Source organism: Caldimonas hydrothermalis (genome assembly GCF_056746695.1).
Genome location: NZ_JBWQXA010000008.1, coordinates 64,930 through 89,392, shown reverse-complemented (window position 1 = coordinate 89,392; position 24,463 = coordinate 64,930). Strand labels below are relative to the sequence as shown.

20 protein-coding genes are annotated in these 24,463 nt (G+C 70.5%); 8 read left to right on the top strand and 12 right to left on the bottom strand.

Annotated features, from left to right (window positions below; translation table 11 throughout):
- Positions 1 to 63: 63 nt before the first annotated feature.
- Both zwf and AC1ECW_RS11425 read left to right on the top strand, forming a co-directional pair.
- Positions 64 to 1,509, top strand: a complete 1,446-nt coding sequence (gene zwf, locus AC1ECW_RS11430) for a glucose-6-phosphate dehydrogenase (RefSeq protein ID WP_409703036.1) — start codon at positions 64 to 66, stop codon at positions 1,507 to 1,509.
- A 44-nt stretch (positions 1,510 to 1,553) separates the two neighbouring features.
- The gene (locus AC1ECW_RS11425; protein WP_409703038.1) at positions 1,554 to 2,408 is read left to right on the top strand and encodes a MurR/RpiR family transcriptional regulator; all 855 of its coding nucleotides are present in this window, start codon (positions 1,554 to 1,556) and stop codon (positions 2,406 to 2,408) included.
- Here the strand turns inward: AC1ECW_RS11425 and AC1ECW_RS11420 are convergent.
- From AC1ECW_RS11420 to AC1ECW_RS11380, 9 genes are all read right to left on the bottom strand, one after another.
- A complete protein-coding gene (locus AC1ECW_RS11420) occupies positions 2,390 to 2,689 on the bottom strand; it encodes an STAS domain-containing protein (protein ID WP_481201868.1) in 300 nt (99 codons plus the stop codon). The genes AC1ECW_RS11425 and AC1ECW_RS11420 overlap by 19 nt on opposite strands.
- A 10-nt stretch (positions 2,690 to 2,699) precedes the next feature.
- The gene (locus tag AC1ECW_RS11415) at positions 2,700 to 3,323 is read right to left on the bottom strand and encodes an MlaC/ttg2D family ABC transporter substrate-binding protein (RefSeq protein ID WP_409703042.1); all 624 of its coding nucleotides are present in this window, start codon (positions 3,321 to 3,323) and stop codon (positions 2,700 to 2,702) included.
- A gap of 154 nt (positions 3,324 to 3,477) precedes the next feature.
- A complete protein-coding gene (locus tag AC1ECW_RS11410; protein WP_409703044.1) occupies positions 3,478 to 4,230 on the bottom strand; it encodes an MlaA family lipoprotein in 753 nt (250 codons plus the stop codon).
- 23 nt (positions 4,231 to 4,253) lie between these two features.
- Positions 4,254 to 4,739 (bottom strand): outer membrane lipid asymmetry maintenance protein MlaD, encoded by a 486-nt coding sequence (gene mlaD / locus AC1ECW_RS11405; RefSeq protein ID WP_409703046.1) that lies wholly within the window; start codon positions 4,737 to 4,739, stop codon positions 4,254 to 4,256.
- A gap of 39 nt (positions 4,740 to 4,778) precedes the next feature.
- Entirely contained in the window at positions 4,779 to 5,564 is a 786-nt protein-coding gene (gene mlaE / locus AC1ECW_RS11400) for a lipid asymmetry maintenance ABC transporter permease subunit MlaE (RefSeq protein WP_481201867.1), read from the bottom strand.
- Positions 5,561 to 6,400 carry an ABC transporter ATP-binding protein gene (locus AC1ECW_RS11395; RefSeq protein ID WP_409703050.1) on the bottom strand — a complete coding sequence of 280 codons (840 nt, stop codon included), beginning with the start codon at positions 6,398 to 6,400 and terminating at the stop codon, positions 5,561 to 5,563. Before AC1ECW_RS11395 ends, mlaE begins: the two co-directional genes overlap by 4 nt.
- Before the next feature lie 236 nt (positions 6,401 to 6,636).
- Positions 6,637 to 8,103, bottom strand: coding sequence for a glutamate synthase subunit beta (locus tag AC1ECW_RS11390; RefSeq protein ID WP_409703052.1), 1,467 nt, complete (start codon positions 8,101 to 8,103; stop codon positions 6,637 to 6,639).
- A 23-nt stretch (positions 8,104 to 8,126) separates the two neighbouring features.
- Complete coding sequence (locus tag AC1ECW_RS11385) at positions 8,127 to 12,875, bottom strand: glutamate synthase-related protein (RefSeq protein ID WP_481201866.1); 4,749 nt, start codon at positions 12,873 to 12,875, stop codon at positions 8,127 to 8,129.
- 133 nt (positions 12,876 to 13,008) lie between these two features.
- The gene (locus tag AC1ECW_RS11380; protein WP_409709912.1) at positions 13,009 to 13,704 is read right to left on the bottom strand and encodes a transposase; all 696 of its coding nucleotides are present in this window, start codon (positions 13,702 to 13,704) and stop codon (positions 13,009 to 13,011) included.
- Between the two features lie 110 nt (positions 13,705 to 13,814).
- Between AC1ECW_RS11380 and AC1ECW_RS11375 the strand changes: the two genes are divergently transcribed.
- A complete protein-coding gene (locus AC1ECW_RS11375; RefSeq protein WP_481201865.1) occupies positions 13,815 to 14,987 on the top strand; it encodes an FAD-dependent monooxygenase in 1,173 nt (390 codons plus the stop codon).
- A 45-nt stretch (positions 14,988 to 15,032) separates the two neighbouring features.
- Here AC1ECW_RS11375 and AC1ECW_RS11370 read toward each other — a convergent pair whose 3' ends face one another.
- Positions 15,033 to 16,526, bottom strand: coding sequence for a sensor histidine kinase (locus tag AC1ECW_RS11370; protein ID WP_409706476.1), 1,494 nt, complete (start codon positions 16,524 to 16,526; stop codon positions 15,033 to 15,035).
- 278 nt (positions 16,527 to 16,804) lie between these two features.
- Between AC1ECW_RS11370 and AC1ECW_RS11365 the strand changes: the two genes are divergently transcribed.
- The 5 genes from AC1ECW_RS11365 to AC1ECW_RS11345 all read left to right on the top strand — a co-directional run bounded on the left by AC1ECW_RS11365 (position 16,805) and on the right by AC1ECW_RS11345 (position 19,438).
- Positions 16,805 to 17,443 carry a response regulator gene (locus tag AC1ECW_RS11365; protein WP_409706500.1) on the top strand — a complete coding sequence of 213 codons (639 nt, stop codon included), beginning with the start codon at positions 16,805 to 16,807 and terminating at the stop codon, positions 17,441 to 17,443.
- A 70-nt stretch (positions 17,444 to 17,513) separates the two neighbouring features.
- Positions 17,514 to 17,948 (top strand): response regulator, encoded by a 435-nt coding sequence (locus AC1ECW_RS11360; RefSeq protein WP_409706479.1) that lies wholly within the window; start codon positions 17,514 to 17,516, stop codon positions 17,946 to 17,948.
- A gap of 84 nt (positions 17,949 to 18,032) precedes the next feature.
- Entirely contained in the window at positions 18,033 to 18,425 is a 393-nt protein-coding gene (locus tag AC1ECW_RS11355) for an ElaB/YgaM/YqjD family protein (protein WP_409706482.1), read from the top strand.
- A 21-nt stretch (positions 18,426 to 18,446) separates the two neighbouring features.
- Positions 18,447 to 18,911, top strand: coding sequence for a phage holin family protein (locus tag AC1ECW_RS11350; RefSeq protein WP_409706485.1), 465 nt, complete (start codon positions 18,447 to 18,449; stop codon positions 18,909 to 18,911).
- On the top strand, positions 18,908 to 19,438 hold the full coding sequence (locus AC1ECW_RS11345; protein WP_409706488.1) for a hypothetical protein: 531 nt from the start codon (positions 18,908 to 18,910) through the stop codon (positions 19,436 to 19,438). The genes AC1ECW_RS11350 and AC1ECW_RS11345 overlap by 4 nt, the downstream gene beginning before the upstream one ends.
- A gap of 15 nt (positions 19,439 to 19,453) precedes the next feature.
- On the opposite strand, the gene AC1ECW_RS11340 is transcribed toward AC1ECW_RS11345, so the two are convergent.
- Positions 19,454 to 20,281 carry a carbon-nitrogen hydrolase family protein gene (locus tag AC1ECW_RS11340; protein ID WP_481201864.1) on the bottom strand — a complete coding sequence of 276 codons (828 nt, stop codon included), beginning with the start codon at positions 20,279 to 20,281 and terminating at the stop codon, positions 19,454 to 19,456.
- Positions 20,282 to 20,306: 25 nt separating this feature from the next.
- Positions 20,307 to 24,413, bottom strand: coding sequence for a YhdP family protein (locus AC1ECW_RS11335; protein WP_409706494.1), 4,107 nt, complete (start codon positions 24,411 to 24,413; stop codon positions 20,307 to 20,309).
- Positions 24,414 to 24,463 lie beyond the last annotated feature (50 nt).

Sequence of the window (24,463 nt, the reverse complement as noted above, 5' to 3'; positions counted from 1 at the left end):
ACATCGACGTGCCCACGCAGGCCCGGTCCGTCGGTGACACCCGCTTACACAGTCCATCCCATCATGTCCTTCGATCTCGTCTTCTTCGGCGGCACCGGCGACCTCACCTGGCGCAAGCTCATGCCGGCCCTGTTCCAGGCCTTCCGCCACGGCAAGCTGCCTGCCGGCGGGCGCATCCTCGCCGTGGCCCGCGACGAGCGCAGCGACGACGAGTACCGCGCCTGGCTGAAGGCGCACTTTGAGGACGTCGAGAGCCCCAAGCGCCCCAGCGACGAGGAGTTCGCCCGCTTTGCCGAACGCCTCTTCTACCGGCGCATGGACCTGTCCCAGCCCGAGCACTACGCCCACCTGAAGGCCTGGCTGGACGAACGCGCGGCCGACACCGTGGTGTTGTATCTGGCCACCAGCCCGCACCTCTTCCCGGTGATCTGCGAACAGCTCGGCGCGGCCGGCCTGAATGCGCCCCACATCCGTGTGGTGCTGGAGAAGCCGCTGGGCCACGACCTGAAGAGCGCGCAGGAGATCAACCGCGTCGTGCGTTCGGTCTTCGACGAGAACCAGGCCTTCCGCATCGACCACTACCTGGGCAAGCCCTCGGTGCAGAACCTGATGGCCCTGCGCTTCGGCAACGCCCTGTTCGAACCCTTGTGGCGGCGCGAGAGCATCGCCAACATCCAGATCACGCTGGCCGAGAGCATCGGCGTGGGCACGCGCGGCGACTTCTACGACCGCACCGGCGCGCTGCGCGACATGGTCCAGAACCATGCGCTGCAACTGCTCACGATGATCGCAATGGAGCCGCCGGCCACCAACGACGCCGATGCCATCCGCGACGAAAAACTCAAGGTGCTGCGCTCGCTCAAGCCCTTCACGCCCGAATCGGTGGCCCGCGACGTGGTGCGCGGCCAGTACCGCGCCGGCAGCGTGGGCGGGCAGCCCGTGCCCGGTTATCTCGAGGAGGCCAAGGTGCCCGCCGACAGCCGCTGCGAGACCTTCGTCGCGCTGCGCACCGAGGTGCAGAACTGGCGCTGGGCCGGTGTGCCCTTCTACCTGCGCACCGGCAAGCGCCTGGCCGCACGCGACGCGCAGATCGTCGTCAACTTCCGCCCCGTACCGCACCCCATCTTCCCTGGCGTCAACCAGCCCAACAAGCTGGTGATCAAGCTGCAGCCCGAAGACGGTCTGGAACTGCACCTGCTCGCCGCCAAGGGCACCGGCCAGCAAGAGGCGCTGGCGCCGGTGTTCCTGGACCTCGACTTCGACAAGGCCTTCCCCACCGAGCGCGTGGGCGCTTACGAGCGATTGCTGCTCGATGCGATCGCCGGGCGGCTCAACCTCTTCGTGCGCAGCGACGAGCAGGAACAGGCCTGGCGCTGGGTCGAACCCATCCTGGACACCTGGGCCCGCGACAGCACCGGCCCCCGCCCCTATGCCGCCGGGAGCTGGGGCCCGGCCGCCGCCAGCGCCTTGGTCGCACGCGACAATTTCACCTGGGCCGAAGAGGCTTGACGCCCTCCGCAGCGCCGCACCCGCCCTTTGCAGGAGCCCGCCCCATGCTCGATCGCATCAAAGCCTCGATCCCCGCCCTGCCCCCGGCCGAGCAGCGCGTGGCCAAACTGGTGCTGGCCGACCCGCGCAGCTTTGCCAGCCTGCCGGTGGCCGAACTCGCCGAGCGGGCCCATGTGAGCAAGCCCACCGTCGTGCGCTTTTGTCGCAGCGTGGGCTACGACGGCCTGGCCGACTTCAAGCTCAAGCTCGCTGGCACGGTCAACGAAGGCGTGCCCTTCGTGCACCGTGCGGTGGACGAGGACGACAAGCCCTCCGACCTCATCGTCAAGGTGATCGACAACGCGGTGTCGGCCCTGCTGAAGTTCCGCAACGACGCGGCCAGCCATGCCTTCGAGCGCGCCATCGAGGCCCTGACGGCTGCCGGCAAGAGCGCTCGGCGCATCGAGTTCTATGGCGTGGGCAACTCGGGCATCGTGGCCCAGGACGCCCAGCACAAGTTCTTCCGGCTGGGGGTGAACGCCGTGGCCTACAGCGACGGCCACGTGCAGGTGATGAGCGCCACGATGCTGCAACCGGGCGACTGCGCGGTGATCATCTCCAACTCCGGTCGCAGCCGCGACCTGCTCGATGCCGCGGAGATCGCGCGCAAGAAGGGGGCCACCACCATCGTCATCACCGCCAGCGGCTCGCCACTGACCCACCATGCCCAGATCCTGCTGGCGGTGGATCACCCCGAGGACTACGACCGCTACAGCCCGATGGTGTCGCGGCTGCTGCACCTCACCGTGATCGACATCCTCACCACCGGCGTGGCCCTGCGCCTGGGCGAGCAACTGCGCCCGATGCTGCAGGAGATCAAGCGCAACCTGCGCGCCAAGCGCTACGCGACCTCGGACTGAACACCCGGCGGCGCGCCGTCGGGCAGCAAAGCGGCCACACCGTACAGGCCGGCCAGGGCGCGCAGCTTGGGCGGCAGGTGGCGCACCTCGAAGCGCTTGCCCCAGGCCCGGGCCAGACGGTGGCATTCGATCAGCACGGCCAGGGCCGAGGAATCGAAGCGCTTGAGCGCGCCGGCATCGACCACCAGGGTCTCGCCCTCCTGAGCCCTCAGGCCCTGGCGCAGCATGCGCACAGTGTCGCGGGCCTCGGCAACCGTCAGCGTGGCCGGCAGCAGCAGCATCGTGCCGTCCTCAGCCGCGGGCAGCCGCCGCCACCTTGTTGCGCTCGGCCAGGCTGTTGATCAGGCCGTCGATGCCGCCCTTGCTGATCTCTTGGGCGAAGGTGGAGCGGTAGTTCTCCACCAGCCAGATGCCCAGCACATTGACGTCGTAGATCTTCCAGCCGTCGCCGGCCTTCTCGAGGCGGTAGTCCATCTGGATCGGCTCACCCGCACCGCGCACCTGCGTGCGCACGATGACCTCGGTATCCTCGGGTCGCGCGCGCATCGGCAGCAGGTGCACCGACAGGTCCTTCACCTGGCTGAGCGCACCGGCATAGGTTCGCACCAACAAGAGCTTGAATTCCTCTTGCAGGCGCTGCTGCTGCGCCGGCGTGGCCTGACGCCAATAGCGGCCGACGGCCGAGGCCGTCATGCGCCGGAAGTTCGTGTGGGGCAGGATCTTGCTGTCCACCAGGGCGATGACCTTGTTCAAATCGCCGTTTTGCAGCGAAGCGTCCTTTTTCGCCGTCTCCAGGATGTCGTTGGACAGCTCGCGGATGAACACATCGGGGGCCTGGGCAGCGGCCTGGGCGAGCGGCGCGGCCATCCAGGCGGCCCAGGCCAGGCCCAGGGTGGCGAAGTGGCGTCGATTCATGCAGTGAATTCCCTTCCTTGTTGTGGTGCGGCGGGGCACCGGACCTGGTTATGACCCGCAGGGGCCCGCAGGGTTCGCCGATCCGGCTCGATTGTGAACAAACGTCACCCGGCGACGGACTGGAAGCAATTCCTTACCATTGTCGCCCCTTCGCTCACGGGGCCGAGGCCGCCGGCGCCGGTGGGGCGGCAGCCTCGGCGTCCCAATCGTCCTCGTCCTCGGACGGCGGGTTGCCATCGTAGACCAGGTTGCGGCGGCGCTGCAGCCAGGCATCGCGGGTGAAGAGGTATTTGTCCAGCGCCACGTCGTCCAGCATACGGGTCGCGCCCAGCAGGCGCGCACGCGTGTCGACGATGCGCAACCCGGTCAGGCCGTAGGCCGTCGCGGCGTCCTGGGTGAGATGGCCGGTCGCGGTGGCCTGCATGTCCAGCGGCAGCGCCGCGGTGTCGCGCAGCGTCGACGGCCCCAGGAAGGGCAGCACCAGGTAGGGCCCGGGGCCCAGCCCCCAGCGGCCCAGGGTCTGGCCGAAGTCTTCCGGCTCGGCGCGCAGCCCGGCCTCGCTGGCGATGTCCAGCACTCCGCCAAAGCCGAAGAAGGTGTTGAGGCCCACCCGCAGCGTGCTGTGCAAGCCGTTCTCGATCTTGAGCTGCAAGAAGCTGTTGACTGCCGACCACAGGTCGCCGATGTTGCCGAAGAAGTTGCTCACCCCCTTGCGCACCGGGCCGGGCACCACGTCGCGGTAGGCCCGGGCGGTGGGTTCGAGCACCGCGCGGTCCACCGCATCATTGAAAGCAAAAACCTTGCGGTTGAGCGGCTCGAGGGGGTCGTTCGGGTGGGTCGTCGCACAGCCGGCGGCCAGGCCGAGGCTGGCGACGAGCAGGATCAGGCGACACGGCCGGCGGTGCATGGACGTCTCCTTGCGCGCAGTGCTCAGGGGCGCGAACCGCCGGCGCCGTCGCCGGCCTCGGCCGCACGGTTGAACAGGAATTGGCTGATGAGGTTCTCGAGCACCACCGCCGATTGGGTCTGGGTGATCGTGTCGCCTTCGGCCAGCACCTGCTCTTCGGCCCCCGGCTCCAGCCCGATGTACTGCTCACCCAGCAGCCCGGCCGTCAGGATCTTGGCCGAGCTGTCCTTCGGAAAGGCGAAGCGCTTTTCCAGGCTGAGCGTGACGCGGGCCTGATAGGTCTGGTCGTCGAAGGTGATCGACTCGACCCGGCCGACCACCACGCCGGCACTGCGCACCGCCGAACGCGGCTTGAGCCCGCCGATGTTGTCGAAGCGGGCCTGCACGCGATAGGTCTCCTCGAAGGACAGCGACAGCAGATTGCCCGCCTGCAGCGCCAGGAATAGCAGGGCCGCGCCGCCCAGCAGCACGAACAGGCCCACCCACACATCATGTCGAGACTGAGGCATCACACCACTCCTGCCGCCGGCGCCGCCGCCCGCGGCTCATCAGATCGAGAACATCCAGGCGGTGAGCATGAAGTCCAGGCCCAGGACGAACAGCGAAGCCACCACCACCGTGCGCGTGGTGGCCCTCGAGACCCCCTCGGGCGTGGGCTTGGCCTCGAAACCCTGCCACAGGGCGATGAAGCTCACCGTCACGCCGAACACGAAACTCTTGATCAGGCCGTTGCCGACGTCAGACCACACGTCCACGCCGGCCTGCATCTGCGACCAGAAGGCTCCGCCGTCCACACCGATCATCACGACGCCGACGATCCAGCCCCCGATGATGCCCACCGTGCTGAACACCGCCGCCAACAGGGGCATCGCGAGGATGCCGGCCCAAAAGCGCGGCGCCAGCACGCGCTGCACCGGATCGACGGCCATCATCTCCATCGCCGCGAGCTGCTCGCCGGCCTTCATCAGGCCGATCTCGGCCGTCAGCGAGGTGCCGGCACGGCCGGCGAACAGCAAGGCCGTGACCACCGGCCCGAGTTCGCGCACCAACGACAGCGCCACCATCAGGCCCAGCGCCTCGGATGACCCGTAGCGCTGCAAGATGTAATAGCCCTGCAGCCCCAACACGAAGCCCACGAACAGGCCCGACACCGCAATGATGGCCAGCGAGTAATTGCCCAGGAAGTGGATCTGGTCCACGACCAGGCGCGGCCGCGCAAAAGCCTTGCCGCCCAATGCGAACAGATGGATCAGCAGGCGTGCCGCGCGGCCCAGCTCGGCCAGGAAGCCCCGCACGGCGCGGCCCACCCGCTGCGGATGCAACCAGCCGATCATGCGCGCCCCCCGGGCAGCCGGTAATCCTCGGCCACGTCGCAGGCCGGATAGTGGAAACGCACGGGGCCATCACCTTCGGCACCCACGAACTGGCGCACCAGCGGGTCATCGGTCGAACGCATCTGCGCCGGCGTGCCCTGGGCGGCAATGCGCCCATTGGCCAGGAACACCACGTGGTCGGCGATCAGGAAGGTCTCATCCACGTCGTGCGAGACCACCAGGCTGGTCACGCCCAGGGCCTGGTTGAGCTGGCGGATCAGGCGCGCGGCCACGCCCATCGAGATCGGGTCGAGCCCGGCAAAGGGCTCGTCGTACATGATGAGGTCCGGGTCGAGTGCGATCGCGCGTGCCAGCGCCACGCGCCGCGCCATACCGCCCGAGACCTGGGAGGGCATCAGGTCGCGCGCGCCCCGCAGGCCCACCGCATCGAGCTTCATCAGCACGAGGTCGCGGATCATCTCCTCGCTCAGCTGCGTGTGCTCGCGCAATGGGAAGGCCACGTTGTCGAAGACCGAGAGGTCGGTGAACAAGGCGCCGAACTGGAACAGCATGCCCATGCGCCGGCGGATGGCGTACAGCGCATCGCGATCCATCGCCGCGACGTCCACGCCGTCGAAGAGCACCTGGCCCGCTCTCGGCTTGACCTGCCCCCCGATGAGGCGCAGCACCGTGGTCTTGCCGCCGCCGGAAGTGCCCATCAGGGCCACCACCTTGCCGCGCGGCACCACGAGGCTCACGTCCTCCAGGATCATGCGCTCGTCATAGCCGAAGCTCACCCCGCGCAGTTCGACCAGCGGCGGCGGGGGCGTCTCGGAGGCGAGGGTGTGATTCAGCATGCCGGACAAAAAAGCCGGTGGGGATGAGTCACCGGCCCGCCGATGATAGGGGAAAACACGGGAGCGGTCCGGCTGCAGCACGGGCCCCCGTCCCCGAAGGTCCGGGGAAAGTGTCGCGCCGGCGCAACACCCAGGCGCCGGTCGAGTCCTGCTCGCGCCCCCAGACACCACAGCCCCCTCGACGGTGGCCGTGGCGGCCAGGGCCTGTCAGCACCGCGAAGGGCGGTGCACGGGTTTCAGCGCGGCAGGTCGCTCGTGCCCATCAGGTACTCGTCCACCGCGCGGGCGGCCTGGCGGCCTTCGCGGATGGCCCAGACCACCAGCGACTGGCCGCGGCGCATGTCGCCGGCGGCAAAGACCTTGTCGACGTTGGTGCGGTAGCCGCCGATGAAGTCGGTGCTGGCCTTGGCATTGCCGCGGGCGTCCTTGTCCACACCGAAGGCCTCGAGGACGGAACCCACCGGGCTGACAAAGCCCATGGCCAGCAGCACCAGGTCGGCCTTGAGCACCTGCTCGGTGCCCGGCACCTCGGTCATCTTGCCGTCCTTCCACTCGACGCGCACGGTCTTCACGCCGGTGACGCGCCCCTTCTCGCCGAGGAACTCCTTGGTGGCGATCGCAAACTCGCGCACACAACCCTCCTCATGGCTGGAGGAGGTGCGCAGCTTGTAGGGCCAGTAGGGCCAGGTCAGCGGCTTGTCCTCGTGCTCAGGCGGCATGGGCAGCAGCTCGAACTGGGTCACGCTCTTGGCGCCGTGGCGGTTGGAGGTGCCCACGCAGTCGGAGCCGGTGTCGCCGCCGCCGATCACGATGACATGCTTGCCCGCGGCGGAGATCTGGTTCTTGAGCTTGTCGCCAGCCACCACCTTGTTCTGCTGGGGCAGGAATTCCATCGCGAAGTGGATGCCGTCGAGGTCGCGGCCCGGCACCGGCAGGTCGCGCGACTGTTCGGCCCCGCCGGCCAGCAGCACGGCGTCGAAGTCCTTGCACAGTTGCTCGGCGCTGAGGGTTTCCTTGGCCCAGTTGGTGACCTTGGAGCCCTCGGGCATCCGGCCCACCAGCACGCCGGGGCGGAAGCTCACGCCCTCGGCCTTCATCTGCTCGATGCGGCGATCGATGTGCGACTTCTCCATCTTGAAGTCGGGGATGCCATAGCGCAGCAGGCCGCCGATGCGGTCGTTTTTCTCGAACACGGTCACGTCATGGCCGGCACGCGCCAACTGCTGGGCCGCGGCCAGGCCGGCCGGGCCGGAACCCACGATGGCAACCTTCTTGCCGGTGCGGTGTTTCGGCGGCTGCGGCACCACCCAGCCTTCGGCCCAGGCACGGTCGATGATGGCGTGTTCGATGGACTTGATGCCCACCGGGTCGTCGTTCACGTTGAGCGTGCAGGCCGCCTCGCAGGGAGCCGGGCAGACGCGGCCGGTGAACTCGGGGAAGTTGTTGGTCGAGTGCAGCACCTCGATGGCCTGGCGCCATTGGCCGCGGTAGACCAGGTCGTTGAAGTCCGGGATGATGTTGTGGATGGGGCAGCCGTTGTTGCAGAACGGCGTGCCGCAGTCCATGCAGCGCGCACCCTGGATCTTGGCCTCGTCCTCCTTGAGGCCGATGACGAACTCCTTCCAGGTCTTCAGACGCTTCTCGACCGGCTCATAGCCCTCTTCGAGGCGCTCGTACTCGAGGAAGCCAGTGACTTTTCCCATGTGTTGAACTCCTGACGTGCGGCTCAGGCCTTGGCCTTGGTGGACTTGGGCTTGTCGGCGGCTTTGGCCCGCTCGATGGTCTGCGCCGCCTCGACGCGGGCGTGCAGCTCGCCCAGGGCGCGCTTGTACTCGTGCGGGAAGACCTTGACGAACTTCGCGCGGGCCTCCTCCCAGTGGTCGAGGATGTCGCGCGCGCGCTGCGAGCCGGTCCAGCGGTTGTGGTCCTGCACGAGCTTGCGCAGCAGCTCCTCGTCGGTCTGGCCCTTGTGCCAGATCGCCGGGTCGACGCTGGCGCGCTGCTCGGCCGCGGGCAGCACCTTCTCCAGGCCCACCATCGCGGTGTTGCAGCGCTTGGCGAACTGGCCGTCCTCGTCGTAGACGTAGGCGATGCCGCCGCTCATGCCCGCGGCGAAGTTGCGGCCCGTCTTGCCCAGCACGACCACGGTGCCGCCGGTCATGTACTCGCAGCCGTGGTCGCCCGTGCCCTCGACCACCGCCGTGGCGCCGGACAGTCGCACAGCAAAGCGCTCACCGGCCACGCCGCGGAAGAAGGCCTCGCCGCTGGTGGCGCCGTAAAGCACCGTGTTGCCGACGATGATGTTGCGCGTGGCATCTCCACGGAAGTCGATGCTGGGTCGCACCACCACGCGGCCGCCGGACAAGCCTTTGCCGGTGTAGTCGTTGGCATCGCCGATCAGGTACAGCGTGATGCCCTTGGCCAGGAAGGCGCCGAAGCTCTGGCCGCCGGTGCCCTCCATCTGGATGTGGATGGTGTCGTCGGGCAGACCCTCGGGGTGGCGGCGGATCAGCTCGCCCGAGAGCATCGCCCCCACGGTGCGGTTGACATTGCGCGCGGTCTCGATGAACTGCACCTTCTCGCCTTTGTCCAGTGCGGGCCGCGAACGCTCGATCAGGCGCACGTCCAGCGCGCGCTCCAGCCCATGCTCCTGGGATTCGACGTGGTGGCGTGCCACGTCCTGGGGCACTTGCGGCTGGTGGAAGATGCGGCTGAAATCCAGGCCGCCGGCCTTCCAGTGCTCGATGCCGCGACGCATATCCAGCAGGTCGGAGCGGCCGATCAGGTCGTCGAACCTGCGGATGCCCAGTTGGGCCATGATCGAGCGCGCTTCCTCGGCCACGAAGAAGAAGTAGTTCACCACATGCTCAGGCTTGCCCTGGAACTTGCGGCGCAGCACCGGGTCCTGCGTGGCCACGCCCACCGGGCAGGTGTTCAGGTGGCACTTGCGCATCATGATGCAGCCCTCGACCACCAGCGGTGCGGTGGCGAAGCCGAACTCGTCGGCCCCCAGCAGCGCGCCGATCACCACGTCGCGGCCGGTCTTCATCTGGCCGTCGGCCTGCACGCGGATGCGCCCGCGCAGGCGGTTGAGCACCAGGGTCTGCTGCGTCTCGGCCAGGCCCAGCTCCCACGGCGTGCCGGCGTGCTTGATCGACGACCAGGGCGAGGCGCCCGTGCCGCCGTCATGGCCGGCGATCACGACGTGGTCGGCCTTGGCCTTGGCCACACCGGCGGCGATGGTGCCCACGCCCACTTCCGACACCAGCTTCACCGACACGTCGGCCCGCGGGTTGACGTTCTTGAGGTCGTGGATGAGCTGCGCCAGGTCCTCGATCGAGTAGATGTCGTGGTGCGGCGGCGGACTGATGAGGCCCACGCCAGGCACCGAGTAGCGCAGGAAGCCGATGTACTCGGACACCTTGCCGCCGGGCAACTGGCCGCCCTCGCCGGGCTTGGCGCCCTGGGCCATCTTGATCTGGATCTGGTCGGCGCTCACCAGGTACTCGGTGGTCACGCCGAAGCGGCCCGAGGCCACCTGCTTGATCTTCGAGCGCAAGGAGTCGCCGGCCTGGAGTTCGTAGTCGGCCTCGATGACTTTGGCGCCCACGACATCGGACACCTTGGTGCCCTGCTGGATGGGGATGCCCTTGAGCTCGTTGCGGTAGCGCGCCGGGTCCTCACCGCCTTCGCCGGTGTTGGACTTGCCGCCGATGCGGTTCATCGCAATGGCCAGCGTGGTGTGGGCCTCGGTGGAGATGGAGCCCAGGGACATCGCGCCGGTGGCAAAGCGCTTGACGATCTCGGACGCGGGCTCGACCTCCTCGATGGGGATGGCCTTGCTCGGGTCGAGCTTGAACTCGAACAGGCCGCGCAGCGTCATGTGGCGACGCGACTGGTCGTTGATGATCTGGGCGTATTCCTTGTAGGTGTCGAAGCGGCCGGCGCGCGTGCTGTGCTGCAGCTTGGCGATGGCATCCGGCGTCCACATGTGCTCCTCGCCCCGCGCACGCCAGGCATATTCGCCGCCGGCGTCGAGCATGTCGCGCAGCACCGGGTCGTCGCCGAAGGCTGCCATGTGCATGCGGATGGCTTCTTCGGCCACCTCGAACACACCGATGCCACCCACCTGCGAGGCCGTGCCGCGGAAGTACTTGTCGACCATCTCCTTCCTCAGGCCGATGGCCTCGAAGAGCTGGGCGCCGCAGTAGGACATGTAGGTGGACACGCCCATCTTGGACATGATCTTCGACAGGCCCTTGCCGATCGCCTTGACGTAGTTGTGGATGGCCTTCTCGGCCGACAGCTCGCCGGGCAGCTCGGCATGCATGGCCGCCAGCGTCTCCATGGCCAGGTAGGGGTGCACGGCCTCGGCGCCGTAGCCAGCCAGCACGGCAAAGTGGTGCACCTCGCGGGCCGAGCCGGTCTCGACGACCAGGCCGGCCGTGGTGCGCAGGCCTTCGCGCACCAGGTGGTGGTGCACGGCCGACAGCGCCAACAGCGCGGGGATCGCCACCTGGCCGCGGCTCATGTAGCGGTCGGTGATGATGAGGATGTTGTGGCCGGTGCGGATGGCGTCCACGGCCTCGGCGCACAGTGAGGCGAGCTTGGCCTCCACACCTTCACGCCCCCACTGGAGCGGGTAGGTGATGTTGAGCTCGTAGCTCCTGAACTTGCCGCCGGTGTGGCGCTCGATCTGGCGCAGGCGCGCCATGTCGTCGAAGTCGAGGATGGGCTGCGAGACCTCCAGGCGCATCGGCGGGTTGACCGCGTTGATGTCCAGGAGGTTGGGCTTGGGGCCGATGAAGGACACCAGCGACATCACGATGGCCTCGCGGATCGGGTCGATCGGCGGGTTCGTGACCTGGGCGAAGAGCTGCTTGAAGTAGTTATAGAGCGGCTTGTTCTTGTCCGACAGCACGGCCAGGGGCGAGTCGTTGCCCATCGAGCCGATGCCCTCCTCGCCGGACTGGGCCATCGGGCTCATCAGGAACTTGAGGTCTTCCTGGGTGTAGCCGAAGGCCTGCTGGCGGTCGAGCAGCGATTCGGTGAACGTCGGCGGCTCGCCCACCACGTCGATCGAATCGAGCTTGATGCGCACGTTCTCGATCCACTGGCGGTAGGGCTTGGCCGAGGCGTAGAGGTTCTTCAGCTCCTCGTCATCGACGATGCGGCCCTGCTCGAAGTCGATCAAGAACATCTTGCCCGGCTGCAGGCGCCACTTCTTGACGATCTTGTTCTCGGGGATGGGCAGCACGCCGCTCTCCGAGGCCATCACCACCAGGTCGTCGTCGGTGACGATGTAGCGCGCCGGGCGCAGGCCGTTGCGGTCGAGCGTGGCGCCGATTTGGCGGCCGTCGGTGAAGACCATCGCGGCCGGGCCGTCCCAGGGCTCGAGCATCGCGGCGTGGTATTCATAGAAGGCGCGGCGGCGTTCGTCCATCAGCGTGTGCTGCTCCCAGGCCTCCGGGATCATCATCATCGCCGCATGGGCCAGCGGGTAGCCGGCCATGGTGAGCAGCTCCAGCGCGTTGTCGAAGGTGGCCGTGTCGGACTGGCCCTCGAAACTGATCGGGTAGAGCTTGGGCAGGTCGTCGCCGAGCACGGGCGACTTCATCACGCCCTCGCGCGCACGCATCCAGTTGAAGTTGCCCTTGACGGTGTTGATCTCGCCGTTGTGCGCCACCATGCGGTAGGGGTGGGCCAGTGGCCACTCGGGGAAGGTGTTGGTCGAGAAGCGCTGGTGCACCAGGGCCAGGGCCGAGACCACACGCGGGTCCTGCAGGTCCTTGTAGTAGGTGCCGACCTGATCGGCCAACAGCAGGCCCTTGTAGATCACCGTGCGGCAGCTCATGCTGGGCACGTAGTACTCGCGCGAGTGGGTGAGCTTGAGGCGCTGGATCGCACTGGAGGCCGTCTTGCGGATGACGTAGAGCTTGCGCTCCAGGGCATCGGGCACGATGATGTCCGGGCCGCGGCCGATGAAGATCTGACGGATCACCGGCTCCTTCTCGCGCACGGCCGGCGACATGGGCATGTCCTTGTCCACCGGCACGTCGCGCCAGCCCAGCAGCACCTGGCCCTCGGCCTTGACGGCGCGCTCGAGTTCCTGCTCGCAGGCCAGCCGCGAGGCATGCTCCTTGGGCAGGAAGATCATGCCCACGCCGTACTCGCCCGGCGGCGGCAGCTCGACGCCCTGCCGAGCCATCTCGGCACGGTAGAACTCGTCGGGGATCTGGATCAGGATGCCCGCACCATCGCCCATCAGCTTGTCGGCCCCCACCGCACCCCGGTGGTCGAGGTTCTCGAGGATCTTCAGCCCCTGCTCAACAATGCTGTGGGCCTTCTGGCCCTTGATGTGGGCCACGAAGCCCACGCCGCAGGCATCTCGTTCGTTCCGGGGGTCGTACAGGCCCTGTTCGGCCAGGGCACGGATTTCTTCGGGGGTGGCTCCCCCATGGGCGGCCTGTGGCATGGCGCACTCCGGGTCATCGTTAGGGATTCCGCGAGAGTACTGCAGCCACCCGGGGACTTCAAGCGCAATTAAATGGGGTCAGACTCTAATTAAATGGTTCACCAATTCGGTGCGCAATTAAATGGGGACATACTTAAGGCGCGGGCGACTTGCGGGGGCGTCCCCGCGGGCGCGGCTGCACGGGACGGTTCGAGGCCTCGGCCAGGCGGGCGAGGAAGCCGGGGCTGCCCAGCCCCCAGCCGCGCCCGCAGGCCGCCTCCAGGGCCTGGATGCGGCGCGTGTCGAGCCCCTCCTCGGTGCGCCGCGCATAGGCCGCCTCGCGGTCGAAAGGGGTGTTGCCCAGCCGCCAGATCTCGGCGTGTTCGCTCAGCAGCGGGTCTCGCAGCCGCCCCAGGTGGTGGGGCAGGCTGGACCAGGCCCAGTCGTGCGGCCGGGCACACAGGCCCAGGCGCACCGGCAGGGCCTCGATGTACAGGCACAGGTCGATGAAGCCGGTTTCGGGCTCGACGATCGTGACCCGGTAGCGTCCATCCCACAGGCTGCCGCGGCGCGCATGGCGGCGGTTGAACCAGGCCCCGTGGCGGCGCCCGATGGACTGCATCATGCGCGACAGGCCCTCGGGCCGCTCGGGCACCACCAGGAGCTGCACCTCGCGGGGCACCAGCACATAGGCATGCACGGCCACCCCATGCGTGCGTGCCGCGTCACGCAGAGCCTCGAGGTAGGCGCGGTGGTCGGCCTCGTCGCCGAATACCGGCTGTCCGGCGTGCGCACGCAGGATCACGTGGTGGGGCAGGCCGGGCAGAACGAGGCGGGGCAGTCGGGCCATGGGCAAGGCCGGGTCGGCGAGATGGGGTTGCGGCGATGATATCGACGCGGCCGCCCTATCATCGACGCACCAGGCGGGGCCCTTTGCCTTGCCGCACCGCTGCTCACACCATGTCTGCCGACCTGCACCTCGCCGTGGTCGGCGCCGGGCCCTGCGGCCTGGCGCTGGCCCTGCTGGCCGCGCGCGAACTGCCCCGCGCCCGCATCACCGTCTTCGACGCCCGGCCGCCCGGGCATGACGTGGCGGCCGATCCGCGCACCCTGGCGCTGTCGCTGGGCAGCGTGCAATTGCTGCAGCGCCTGAAGGTCTGGCCGGCCGCTGCCGTCGAGCCGATCCGGCGCGTGCATGTGTCGCAGCAGCAACCGCTGCTGCTGGCGCCGCGCCAGCCCGAGGTGGTGATCGACGCCCTCGAGGAAGGGGTGCCCCTGTTGGGCGCCGTGCTGCGCTACGGCAGCCTCGTGGCCCCGCTGCAGCAGGCCTGGCAGCAGGCCTGTGCTGCCCAGCCGCAGCGCCTGGCCCTGCGGCTGGGCACGCCGGTGCGCTCGCTGAAGAACCTGGGCGGCGCGGTCGAGCTGGACGCCGACATTGCCGAGCGCTTTGACCTGGCGGTGGTGGCCGAAGGGGGGGTCTTCGCCGACCAGGCCCGCAAGGCGCTGAGCCACGACTATGCCCAGACGGCCTGGGTGGGCCAGGTCACGGTGCGCGGCCTGCCGGCCGGCACGGCCTACGAGCGCTTCACCGCCCACGGCCCGGTGGCGCTGTTGCCGCGCGGGGGCGAGGAGGCCGCGCTGGTGTGGTGCGTGCCGCGCGACGACGATCCGGTGCAGCCGCTCGACGATGCGCAACGCATCGCCGTGCTCAACCATGTGCTGCATCCCGACACCGGGCGCGTGGTGGCGATCAGCCCGCTCAAGGCCTTCGCGCTGGGGCTCAATGCCGAGCGCAGCCTGGTCGAAGGCCGCACGGTGCGCATCGGCAACGCCGCCCAGACGCTGCATCCGGTGGCCGGCCAGGGTCTGAATCTGGGCCTGCGCGATGCCTTCGAGCTGGTGCAGCGGCTGCGCCGTCACGAAAGCGATGTGGACGCGGCGCTGCGCCGTGTGGCATGGGCCCGCGCGAGCGACCGCTGGGGCACCATCGCCGTCACCGACTTTCTCGCACGCAGCTTCACCTGGAGCCTGCCCGGTCTGGGCACGGCCCGCGCACTCGCGCTGGCGGCGCTGCAGCGGCTGTCGCCGGCCAAGTCGCTGCTGGCGCGGCAAATGATGTTCGGCCGGCGGTAGCCAGCCCACCCCCTGGACGCGGCGCGCGGCGCGCGCAGGGGGCGTTCACAGGTCCGGCTCGTCCGCGGCATCCGGCGGGTCGGTCAGCGGGATCTCCACCGTCAGCACCGTGCCGCCGCCTGCAGCAGGCCCGATCTCGAAGCGCCCGCCAAAGGCATCGACCCGGTGCTTCATGCCGCGCAGGCCATGGCTCTTGAGCTTGCGCGTCTGGGCCGGGTCCAGCCCCACGCCGTCATCACGCAGGCGCAGCAGCAGGCGGTCGTCGCGCGTTTCGAGCACCAGGTCGACCCGGGAGGCACGGGCGTGCTTCTGCACGTTGGTGAGGGCCTCCTGGACCAGACGGAAGACGGCAATGCTGCGCTCGCGGTCGAGGTCCAGGGCCTCGGGCAGGTCGCGCTCGATGCGCAGGCCCGACTGGGCCTGCACCTCGTCGGCCAGGGCGTCGAGCGCGGCGACCAGGCCCAGGTGGCTGAGCGTGGAGGGCATCAGCCCCTCGATCACGCGGCGCTTGAGCTGCACGCCCTGCTCGAGGTTGGCCTGCACACGCTGCAAGGCCTCGATCGCGCCTTGCGGCGGCTGCAAACCGCGGCGCAGGAGCATCGAGACGTCCATCTTGCTGGCCGTCAGCAGCGCCCCGAGCTCGTCGTGCAGCTCGCGGGCCAGCCGGGCCTTCTCCTGCTCGGCCACCTCCTGCAGGTGGGTGGCCAGCTCCGACAGCTCGCGTGTGCGCAGGCGCACGGCGCGTTCCAGCCGGTCGCGCTCGTCTTGCAGGCGCTGGGCCATGCGCTGCTCCTCCTCGAACTCGCTGCGATAGGCCTGGAAGAGCAGCACGAGCAGCATCAAGCCGGCCGCCAGCGTGGCCAACGAGACCCAGCGCTGGCGCTGCAGCTCGGTGGCCGCCTCGGCCTCGGCGCGCTCGAGCAGGGCGCGCTCGCGCGCAACCATGCGGCCGATGGCTTCACGCAGGCTGCCGTCGGGCACGGGGTTGGGCCGCAGCGCCGCCTCGACCTGCGCGGCCGGGGCGGCCGGTCCCAGGGCGTCGAGCCGCGCCAGTTCCTCGCGTTCGCCGTCGATGTAGCGCAGCGTCACTGCGAGATCGTCCGGGTCGGCGCGCAGCGCACCGCCTTCGAGCAGGGGCTGGTGCATCGCGCCGATCTGCTGCAGCGTGGAGCGGTGGCGCGACAGGCTCTCGGACGTGCGCGTGAGCAGGTACTCGGCCTGCGTGGCATCGGCGCGGGCCGCCAGGAAGGACAGGCTGTTGAGGTTGGCCGAGAACACCCGCGAGCCCTTGAGCTCGGCGTAGGTGCGCTCCAGACGCTCGTAACCGCGTTCGGTCACCCACAGCATGCCCGCCCCCAGGGCCAGGGCCAGCGGCAGCGCCAGCTTGAGCACGGCCAGGCGGCGCAGCAGCCGGGCGGGCACCTGGCCGGAGCGCGCGGCGGCGGCCTGCACCTCCTCGTGAGCCTGACGCAGCCGGCGCAGGGCCTCGCGCCACAGGCTGCGCAGCGACCAGGACGAAGGAACGGGTGAGGGCCTCATCGATGTCAGCGGATTCCGACAGGCCGGCGGGGTGGAGGGATGACACGGGCCGTCACGCCGCGTTTCTACCATGAGCCCATCGGTTACGGCTGGTCCCACCAGCGGTGGCCGTGTCGCCACGGATCCCTCCTCCTCCCCCCGCTCATGTCCGTGGTGTTTGGAGGGGCTGCATGGTGCAGCCCCTCGTTTTCTTCCCGGAGGTGCGCATGCCCGAGTCCGACTTGGCGAACCCCGCCGTGCTGTGCCAGACTGGGCGCCCCCTGGCTTGGCACCCTCGCATGGAACGCAAACGCATCTTGCTGGCCGACGATCACCAGATCGTGCGGGCCGGCCTGCGCCAGTTGATCGATGCCGAACCCGACCTGGTCGTCGGCGGGGAGGCCTCGACCAGCGCCGAGACCCTGGCCCTGCTGCGTGAAGGCGCCTGGGACCTCGTGCTGCTGGACATCTCGCTGCCCGACCGCACGGGCGTGGACACGCTGCGCCTGATCCGCCACCACCTGGGCGAGGTGCCGGTGCTGATCGTCAGTGCCTTCCCTGAGGAGCAGTATGCGATCAACCTGCTGCGCGCCGGCGCCAACGGCTATTTGAAGAAGGACGCCGACGGCGCGGAGATCCTGCGCGCCATCCGCGTGGTGCTGCAGGGCCGGCGGTACCTGAGCCCCGTGGTGGCCGACCTGATGGCCGAGCGGCTGGACCAGCCCGGCGCCGGGCCGGCCCACCAGGACCTCTCCGAACGCGAGTTCCAGGTGCTGTGCAAGCTCGCCTCGGGCATGTCGGTCACGCAGATCGCCGACGAGCTGTTCATCAGCGTCAAGACGGTGAGCACCTACCGTGCGCGGCTGCTGGCCAAGTTGCAGTTGTCGAGCAACGCCGACCTGACGTACTACGCGGTCAAGAACGGACTGATCCAGTAGGCCTCGGGGGTGTGCACGTAGGCCCGCGCCTACAGACGTGCGAGGCCGGCCGCGCTAGGCTTGTTCCATCATGAATGCCAGCCCGTCCGCCGCCGCCCTCACCCGCGTGCCCGCACCCCCGCGCGCGGTGCTGGTGATCGAGGACTCGGCCCTGATCCGCGAGCGCCTGGTTGAGCTGGTGCACAGTTGCGAGGGCTTCCGGGTCACGGCCCAGGCCGACACCGAGGCGGGAGCCCTGGCCGCGCTGCGCGAGCAGGCCTTCGATGCCGTGGTGGTGGATCTGCAATTGCGCGAGGGCAGCGGCTTCGGGGTGCTCCAGGCCCTGCAGCGCCTGCAGCCGCGGCCGCTCACGCTGGTGCTGACGAACACCGCCACGCGGGCGGTGCGGCTGCGCTGTGCGGCCCTGGGGGCCGAGCATTTCTTCGACAAGTCCTACGAGTTCGACCACGTGGCGCTGGCCCTGCAGGCGCTGCGTGAGCCAGCCCCGCCAGACAAGACCCCATGACGCGCTGCGATGCAGCGCGTTGCGTGGCCCGCCCTGCCTAGAATGGGCCGGTTCCTCCCCCTTCATTGATCACAGGAGAACGACATGTCTGCCAATTCCCCCACCGAAGCCGCCGCTGCCGCCGCCGAACGCACCGGGCAGGCCGCCCGCCGTGCGGCCCGCGGGGTGAGCCAGGCTGCGCACGACAGCGCCACCACGCTGGAGCGCGAATGGGCCGACCTCAAGGCCGACCTGGCCGAGCTGATGTCCAACCCCGCCGTGCGCGACCTGCCCGAGGTGCGCGCACTGAAGGAAAAGCTGCAGGACTCCTTCCACCGCGCCAGCGAGGCGGTGGCCGACGTGACGCACGACATCGGCCGCCGGGTGCGCCACACCGCGGCGGTGGCCGACGAGTACGCCCACGAAGAGCCCTGGAAAGTGGCCGGCATCGCCGCCCTGGCCGGCCTGCTGGTGGGCGTGCTGATCGCCCGCCGTTGACGGGCCGGCCCGCGGCATCCCATGCTGGCGCGGCTGTTCGCCCCCCAGATCGATGCGCTGGTCGAACGGCTGCAGCGCGGCGTGGCTCTGGGCGTCGAGGTGGCTGCCGACCGGGTGGCCCTGGCCCAGCTCGAATGGCAGGACGAGAAGCGGCGCCTGGCGCGGCTGCTCGTGAGCCTGCTGGCGGCCGTCTGGCTGGCCGGCCTGGCCGTGACCTTCCTCGGCGCACTCGTCATCATCGCCTGCTGGGACACGCCCTGGCGCGTCGGGGCCGCCGCCGGGGTGGCGCTGGCCCTGTGCCTCGGCCTGGCCTGGGCCCTGGCCCAGGTGCAGCGCCTGCTCAGGCAGGGTGAGCAGTCCTTCGTTTTGCTGCGCCGCGAGCTGGCGGCCGATCTCGAGACCCTCAGGCGCCTGCGCGAGGGCGAGGCCCCGTCGGCACCGCAGGCCGGCGATGCGGCGCCTTCGACCCCTCCCTCCCACCCATGAGCGCCTCGCCCTTGGACCACTCGGCCGAACAGCAACACCGCGATGCCGAGCGCGAACTGTTGCTGCTGCGCATGGCGCGCCAGCGCGCACAGTTGCGCGCCCTGGTGGCCCCGCGCCCGGCATCCGCGCCGCGCGGGGCGGCTGAGCCGCCCGACCATGATCTCGGCCCCGGCGATGCCGACTGGCCGGCCCATCCCCGCCTGAGCACGGCCTTCCCGCGCAGCCAGAGCCTGCGCTGGATCCTGGCCAACCCGGGGGCCCTGGCCCTCGGGGCCGTGGTAGCGGCGCTGGTGCTGGTGGCGGGCCCGCGCCGGGTCGGCCAGGCGCCGGTGTCGGTCACGCGCGCGGCCGTGGGCTTCATGCGGGGCCTGCGCGAGGGCCTGGCCTGGCTGCAGCCGCTGCTGCCGCTGCTGGGCGTGTGGCTGAGCCGGCCGCGGCCGGTGCGTCCCCCGCGCCGCCCCCCTGCCTGGCCGCGCGAGCGCAGCGCCCACCGGCGCCCGCCGGCCGACGATTCGCCCTTCTTCTGACCCCGGCGCCGGGGCTCACAGCTGGCGGTGCGCCAGGGCCGGCAAGCGCTGCCGCACCTGCGCCATGCGCGTCGTGTCGATGTCGGCCCAGGCCACGCCCTCGCCGTCCTCCACACGCGCCAGCACCTCGCCCCAGGGGTCGACGATCAGCGTGTGGCCGTGGGTGCGGCGCCCGTTCTCGTGGCGCCCGCCCTGGGCTGGGGCCATCACGTAGCACTGGTTCTCGATGGCCCGCGCACGCAACAGCACCTCCCAGTGCGCCTGGCCGGTGGTGTGGGTGAAGGCCGAGGGCACGGCAATCAGGTCGCACGGCGGGCGCATCAGCGCCCGGTACAGCTCGGGAAAGCGCAGGTCATAGCAGATGCTCAGGCCCAGGCGCAGCGCGGCACCCTGGCGCGGCTGCACATCCAGCGCCACGGGCTGGCTGCCCGCGCGCAGCACGACGCCCTCGTCGTAGAGCCGGGGGCCCTCCGGGCCCTGCTCCTCGTAGCGAAAGAGGTGGATCTTGTCGTAGCGCGCACGGCAGCGGCCCTGCGGGTCGAAGACGAGCGTGGTGTTGGTGACGCGCTGCGCCTCCTCGGTGCGCAGCGGCAGGCTGCCGCCGATCAGCCAGACGCGGTGCTCGCGCGCGGCCTGCGCCAGCCCCTGCTGCAGCGGCCCGTCCCCGGGGGGCTCGGCCAGTGCCAGCTTGTCAGCGTCAGCCCGCCCCATGAAGGCGAAGTTCTCGGGCAGGCCCACGAGTTCGGCCCCTTGCGCGGCGGCCTGGGCGATGAGGGCCCGGGCGCGCTCGAGGTTGTGGGCCGGACGGGTCGAGGACACCATCTGAACGGCGGCGATGCGCATGGACGCTCCTTTCTTGCGGCAGGGCTCAGCCCCCCGGGGCGGCCGCGGGGCCAGGGCCGCGCGTGGCCGCCGGCGCCGAGGGCGAAGAGGCCCCGGGACGGGGCACGGCCTGCACCTGCGGGTCGCCCCAGGGGCCGGTGATGCGGAACTCGCGTGTGTTGGCCTCGATCATGGGCTTGCGCAGGAAGAGCTGCGCCAGGAAGGAGCCCAGGCCGACGGCCGGGTTGATCGCGGCATAGACCAGCGAGGCGCCACCGGCGTTGATCTCGGGCACCACGACCACGCGCAGCTCCTGGGTCTCGTGGTGCAGGTCGGCGCGGCCTTCCATCAGGACGGCGGCGGCCACGCTACGCATGCGCAGGTTCTCGGTGTGGGCCACGCCACGCTCGATGCGGATGTCGCCGCCGAAGTCGTCGAAGACGAAGCCTTCGCTGAAGACATCGCGGAAGTCGAGCATCAGCCGGCGCGGCAGGGCTTGCAGGCTGAGCACGCTGACCAGCCGCGCCGCGCCGGGGTCGGCCTTCAGGAAGCGGCCACGCTCGACGTCCACGCGCAATTGCCCGTCCAGGCTGGCCAGGTCGGGTGCCAAGGGCGGGCCCTGCCAGCCGATGCGCCCGCTCGCGCGGCCCTTGCCGCCGCTGAGCACGCCCGCCTGGCCCCATTGCTCGAGCAGGGCGCCGCTGTCGGCCACGTCGAGCTCGAAGTCCAGCTCGGTGCGGGCCGTCGCCGCACCGACACCTTCGCGCACGGCCAGCCAGGCCCCGCTGGCCCCGAGGCGGGCCACGGGGTTGTGCAGCGACAGGCGCCGCAGCCGCCACTCGCGGAACTCGCCGGTACGCCGGCTCTCGGCCTGCACCTCCAGGCGCCCGAGGGCGCGCGAGCCCCAGCGGAAGTCCTCGACCTCGATGTCCAGGGCCGGCGCTGGACGGTCGGAGACGGCCGTCACGGGGGCCGGCCCGTCGCCCGGGTCGGCCTCGGGCCAGTTCAGGCGGGACAGCCGGGCCTGGAGCTGGCCGCCCGTCGCCCCGGGCTGCCATTCGATGCGCCCGTCGAGCTGGTCGGAGCGCACCTGGCCGCGCCAGCCCTCGCCGGCGCGTTCGCCGCTCAGGCGCACCGCGGTGAAGCGGCGGCCGGCCGCACGCACGGCTGCACTGCGCAGCTCGATGCGGTCGGGCGCGTAGCCGGCCCCGGGGGCGCCAGGGGCGGCCAAGCCGGCTTCGAAGCTCTCGGCCACGGCGCGCCAGTGGTCCAGGTCGAGCTGGGGCAGGGCGACCCGGGCGCGCACCCCCCCGGCAGGCAGGGCCTGGGCCTGGGCCTCGCCCAGGCCGATGGTGCCGGCCAGCACCCGCGTGGGCTGGCCCGTCGCCTCGTCGCCCAGCGCACGCCGGTAGTGCACCCACAGCGACTGGCCGAGCTGGACGCGCAACTGGTCGCGCGGCGCGCGGCCCGGCAGCAGGCTGTCGGGATCGACGGCCAGCGTCACGCGCAGCGGCCAGGGCCGCGCGGCGGGTTTGTCCAGCGGGGCAGGCAGGTTCGAGGCCAGGCCGATGAGGTCGCTGCTCAGGTTCAGCTCGGGCCAGCCCTGCACCAGGCCGAACTGGAGCCGGTAGGCCGTCTGGCCCTGCAGGTGTTCGGCCAGATAGGGCAGCAGGCCCAGCTCATGCACCTCGCGCAGGCCGGCCGCGGTGGCCGTGCCCTGGCCTTCGAAGCGCACGCTGCCGTCGCGCGCCGTGCCGCCTTCGAACTGGAGTTCGCCGCCCAGCACCCGGGCGGTGGCCCCATGCACTGCGAACCCCGCGTCGGAGAAGCTCACGTCGCCGCGCGTGCGCACCAGCAAAGGGGTGTCGGGGCGCAGGCGCAGGTCGTTGCCGTCCAGACGCACGCGGCCCTGCACACGGGCCCGATCCAGATCGTCCAGCGGCAGTTGCACCGACAGGCGCAGTTCGGCGCTGCCGCTGCCGCTGGCCTGGGCCAGCGCACGCTGGGTCCATTCGCCCACCGGGGTGTCGTTGATGAAGCGCAAGGCATCGGCCAGTGGCCCGGTGCCGCCCCCGCTCAGACGCAGCACAGGCTGGTGGGCCAGGTCCTCGATGCCGCCGTCCACCCCCTGCAGCTCGAACCCGAAGAGCCGGGCCCGGGCGTTGCGGATCTGCATGGACTGTCGATCGAACACGAGCTCGCCGCGCACATGGGTGAAAGCCGGCCACGGCGAGGGCCGCCCCTCCTCGCCCGGTGCGTAGGCCAAGCTGGCCTGCTCGATGCGCGAGGCGATGCGGAAGGTGCCCTCCTGGCCGGGGGCATAGGGAAAGTCCCAGAGATCCCCCTGGACGCGGAAGTCCACTTCGCTGGCGTGGCCGGCCAACACCGCGCGGCGCACATAGTCGCGCACGGAGGCCGGCAACTGGCGGGGCAGGTAGCGCCAGATGCGGGTGGCATCGGCACGATCGAGCCGGCCCTGAAGGTCGAGCACACCGGGCAGCCGCGCGCCGCGGCCCACGCCGGGCGCTGCGCCGGTGCGCCACTGGCCGCTGAACGCGCCCTGCGCGTCGGCATTGGCAAAGCGCGCATCGCGCACCTGCACGGCCACTGCGGGGCCGTCCTCGCCGGGCGTGACGGTCCAGGCCAGTTCGGCCTGCAGCTCGTTCAGCGGCACCTGCGGCTCGTCGAAGACGCCGGGGAAGACCAAGGCGCCCTCGCGGATGTGCAGGCGTGCCGATCCCCCGGCTTCGCTGGCCTGGAAGGCCAGATCGGCTCCTTGCAGCCCGGGGCGGCCCACGGACGGCCCATCCGCCTGCGCGGCCAGGCTCAGCCCGCGCAACTGGCCGCTGGCCTGGTAGGCCCGCGGTGCGCGCCAATCCCCCTGCCATCGCAGCAACAAGGGCTCGGCCCGGCCGGCCGGTTGCAGCTCGGCCAGGCCGGCGTGCAGCGACGCGGGCAACGGCAGGCGCCGGGCCAGGGCGGCCAGGGCGGCCAGATCGGCACGCGGCACCTGCAATGCCCCCTCCTCGGTGAGACCCGCCGTGGCAGCAGCACGCCAGCGCAATTCGAAGGCCGCCGGCAGCCCCGCCCAGTGCGCGGCCTGCTCCTCGCTCGCCTGCGCAGCTGCGGTCGCGCTCAGGCCCTGCAGGGCCACGACCTGCTGCGCACCCTCCTCGCGCCAGATCAGACGCCCCCGCAGTGCGGCCAGGTCCAGGGCCTCGTCGGCCGCCTCGAAGCGGGCCCTCAGGTCGGCCAGGTCGAGGTCCAGGGTCAGGCCGGTCCAGCGCCCCGCGGTCATGTCCGCCCAGGCCCGCAGGCCGCCTGAGCCGCGCTCCAGATGCACTCCGGCCGGCAGGTGGCGGTGCAGGGCCTGCAGGTCCACCCGCGGCAGCTCGGCATAGGCCTGGCCGCTCCAGCGCGAGCGGTCGGACGAGCGGGTCAGCAACGGCTGCGTGAAGCGGGCACGCAGCGACAGGCGTTCGCCCCAGCCGTCCACCGGTGTGGCATCGAGCCGGAACTCATGCCGGCGCAGCGCCGGCGCACTGTTGCGCATCACGGCCTGCACGTCGCCGAGCTCCAGGGGTGGCAGCGCGCGCTGCTCGTCGATCCAGCGCACCCGGCCGCCATGCACCCGGAATTCCGGCAGCGAGAGGAACCACTCCAGGGCCCCGGGCGAGGCCGAGGCGCTGGCGGTGGTCTCGCCCAGGTCCAGGCCGGCCACATGCAGCCGGCCCTGGGGGTCGCGGCGCACGGCCAGCTGGGGGGCCTCGATCTCCAGGCGGCCCAGGCGCAGCTCGAAATGCCACAGCGAGGCCCACGACCAGGTGGCGCGCAGCCGCGGCAGGCGCAGGGCCTCGCGGCCCTGGGTGTCGAGCAGGCGCAACTCCTCGATTTCGAAGACCGGCGTCCAGACGTGAGATTGCGCACGGATGCGCCCGATCTGCACCGGCACCCCCAAAGCCTGGGTGGCCGAGCGCTCGATCGGCGCACGCCAGGCGTCGATTCGCGGCAGAATCGCTGCGTGCACCACCAGCCACACCAGCAGCATGAGGCCCAGGGCCGCGACCGCCATCCAGCGCACCAGGCGCACAACCCCCCCAGCGGCCCGATGGGGCCGTTGGAGCCAGGATTGCAGCAAGACAGCAGGACTCATGGGAACGATGACGGCAGCCGCCGCACCACGCGCGGCAACGCGCAGGCCAT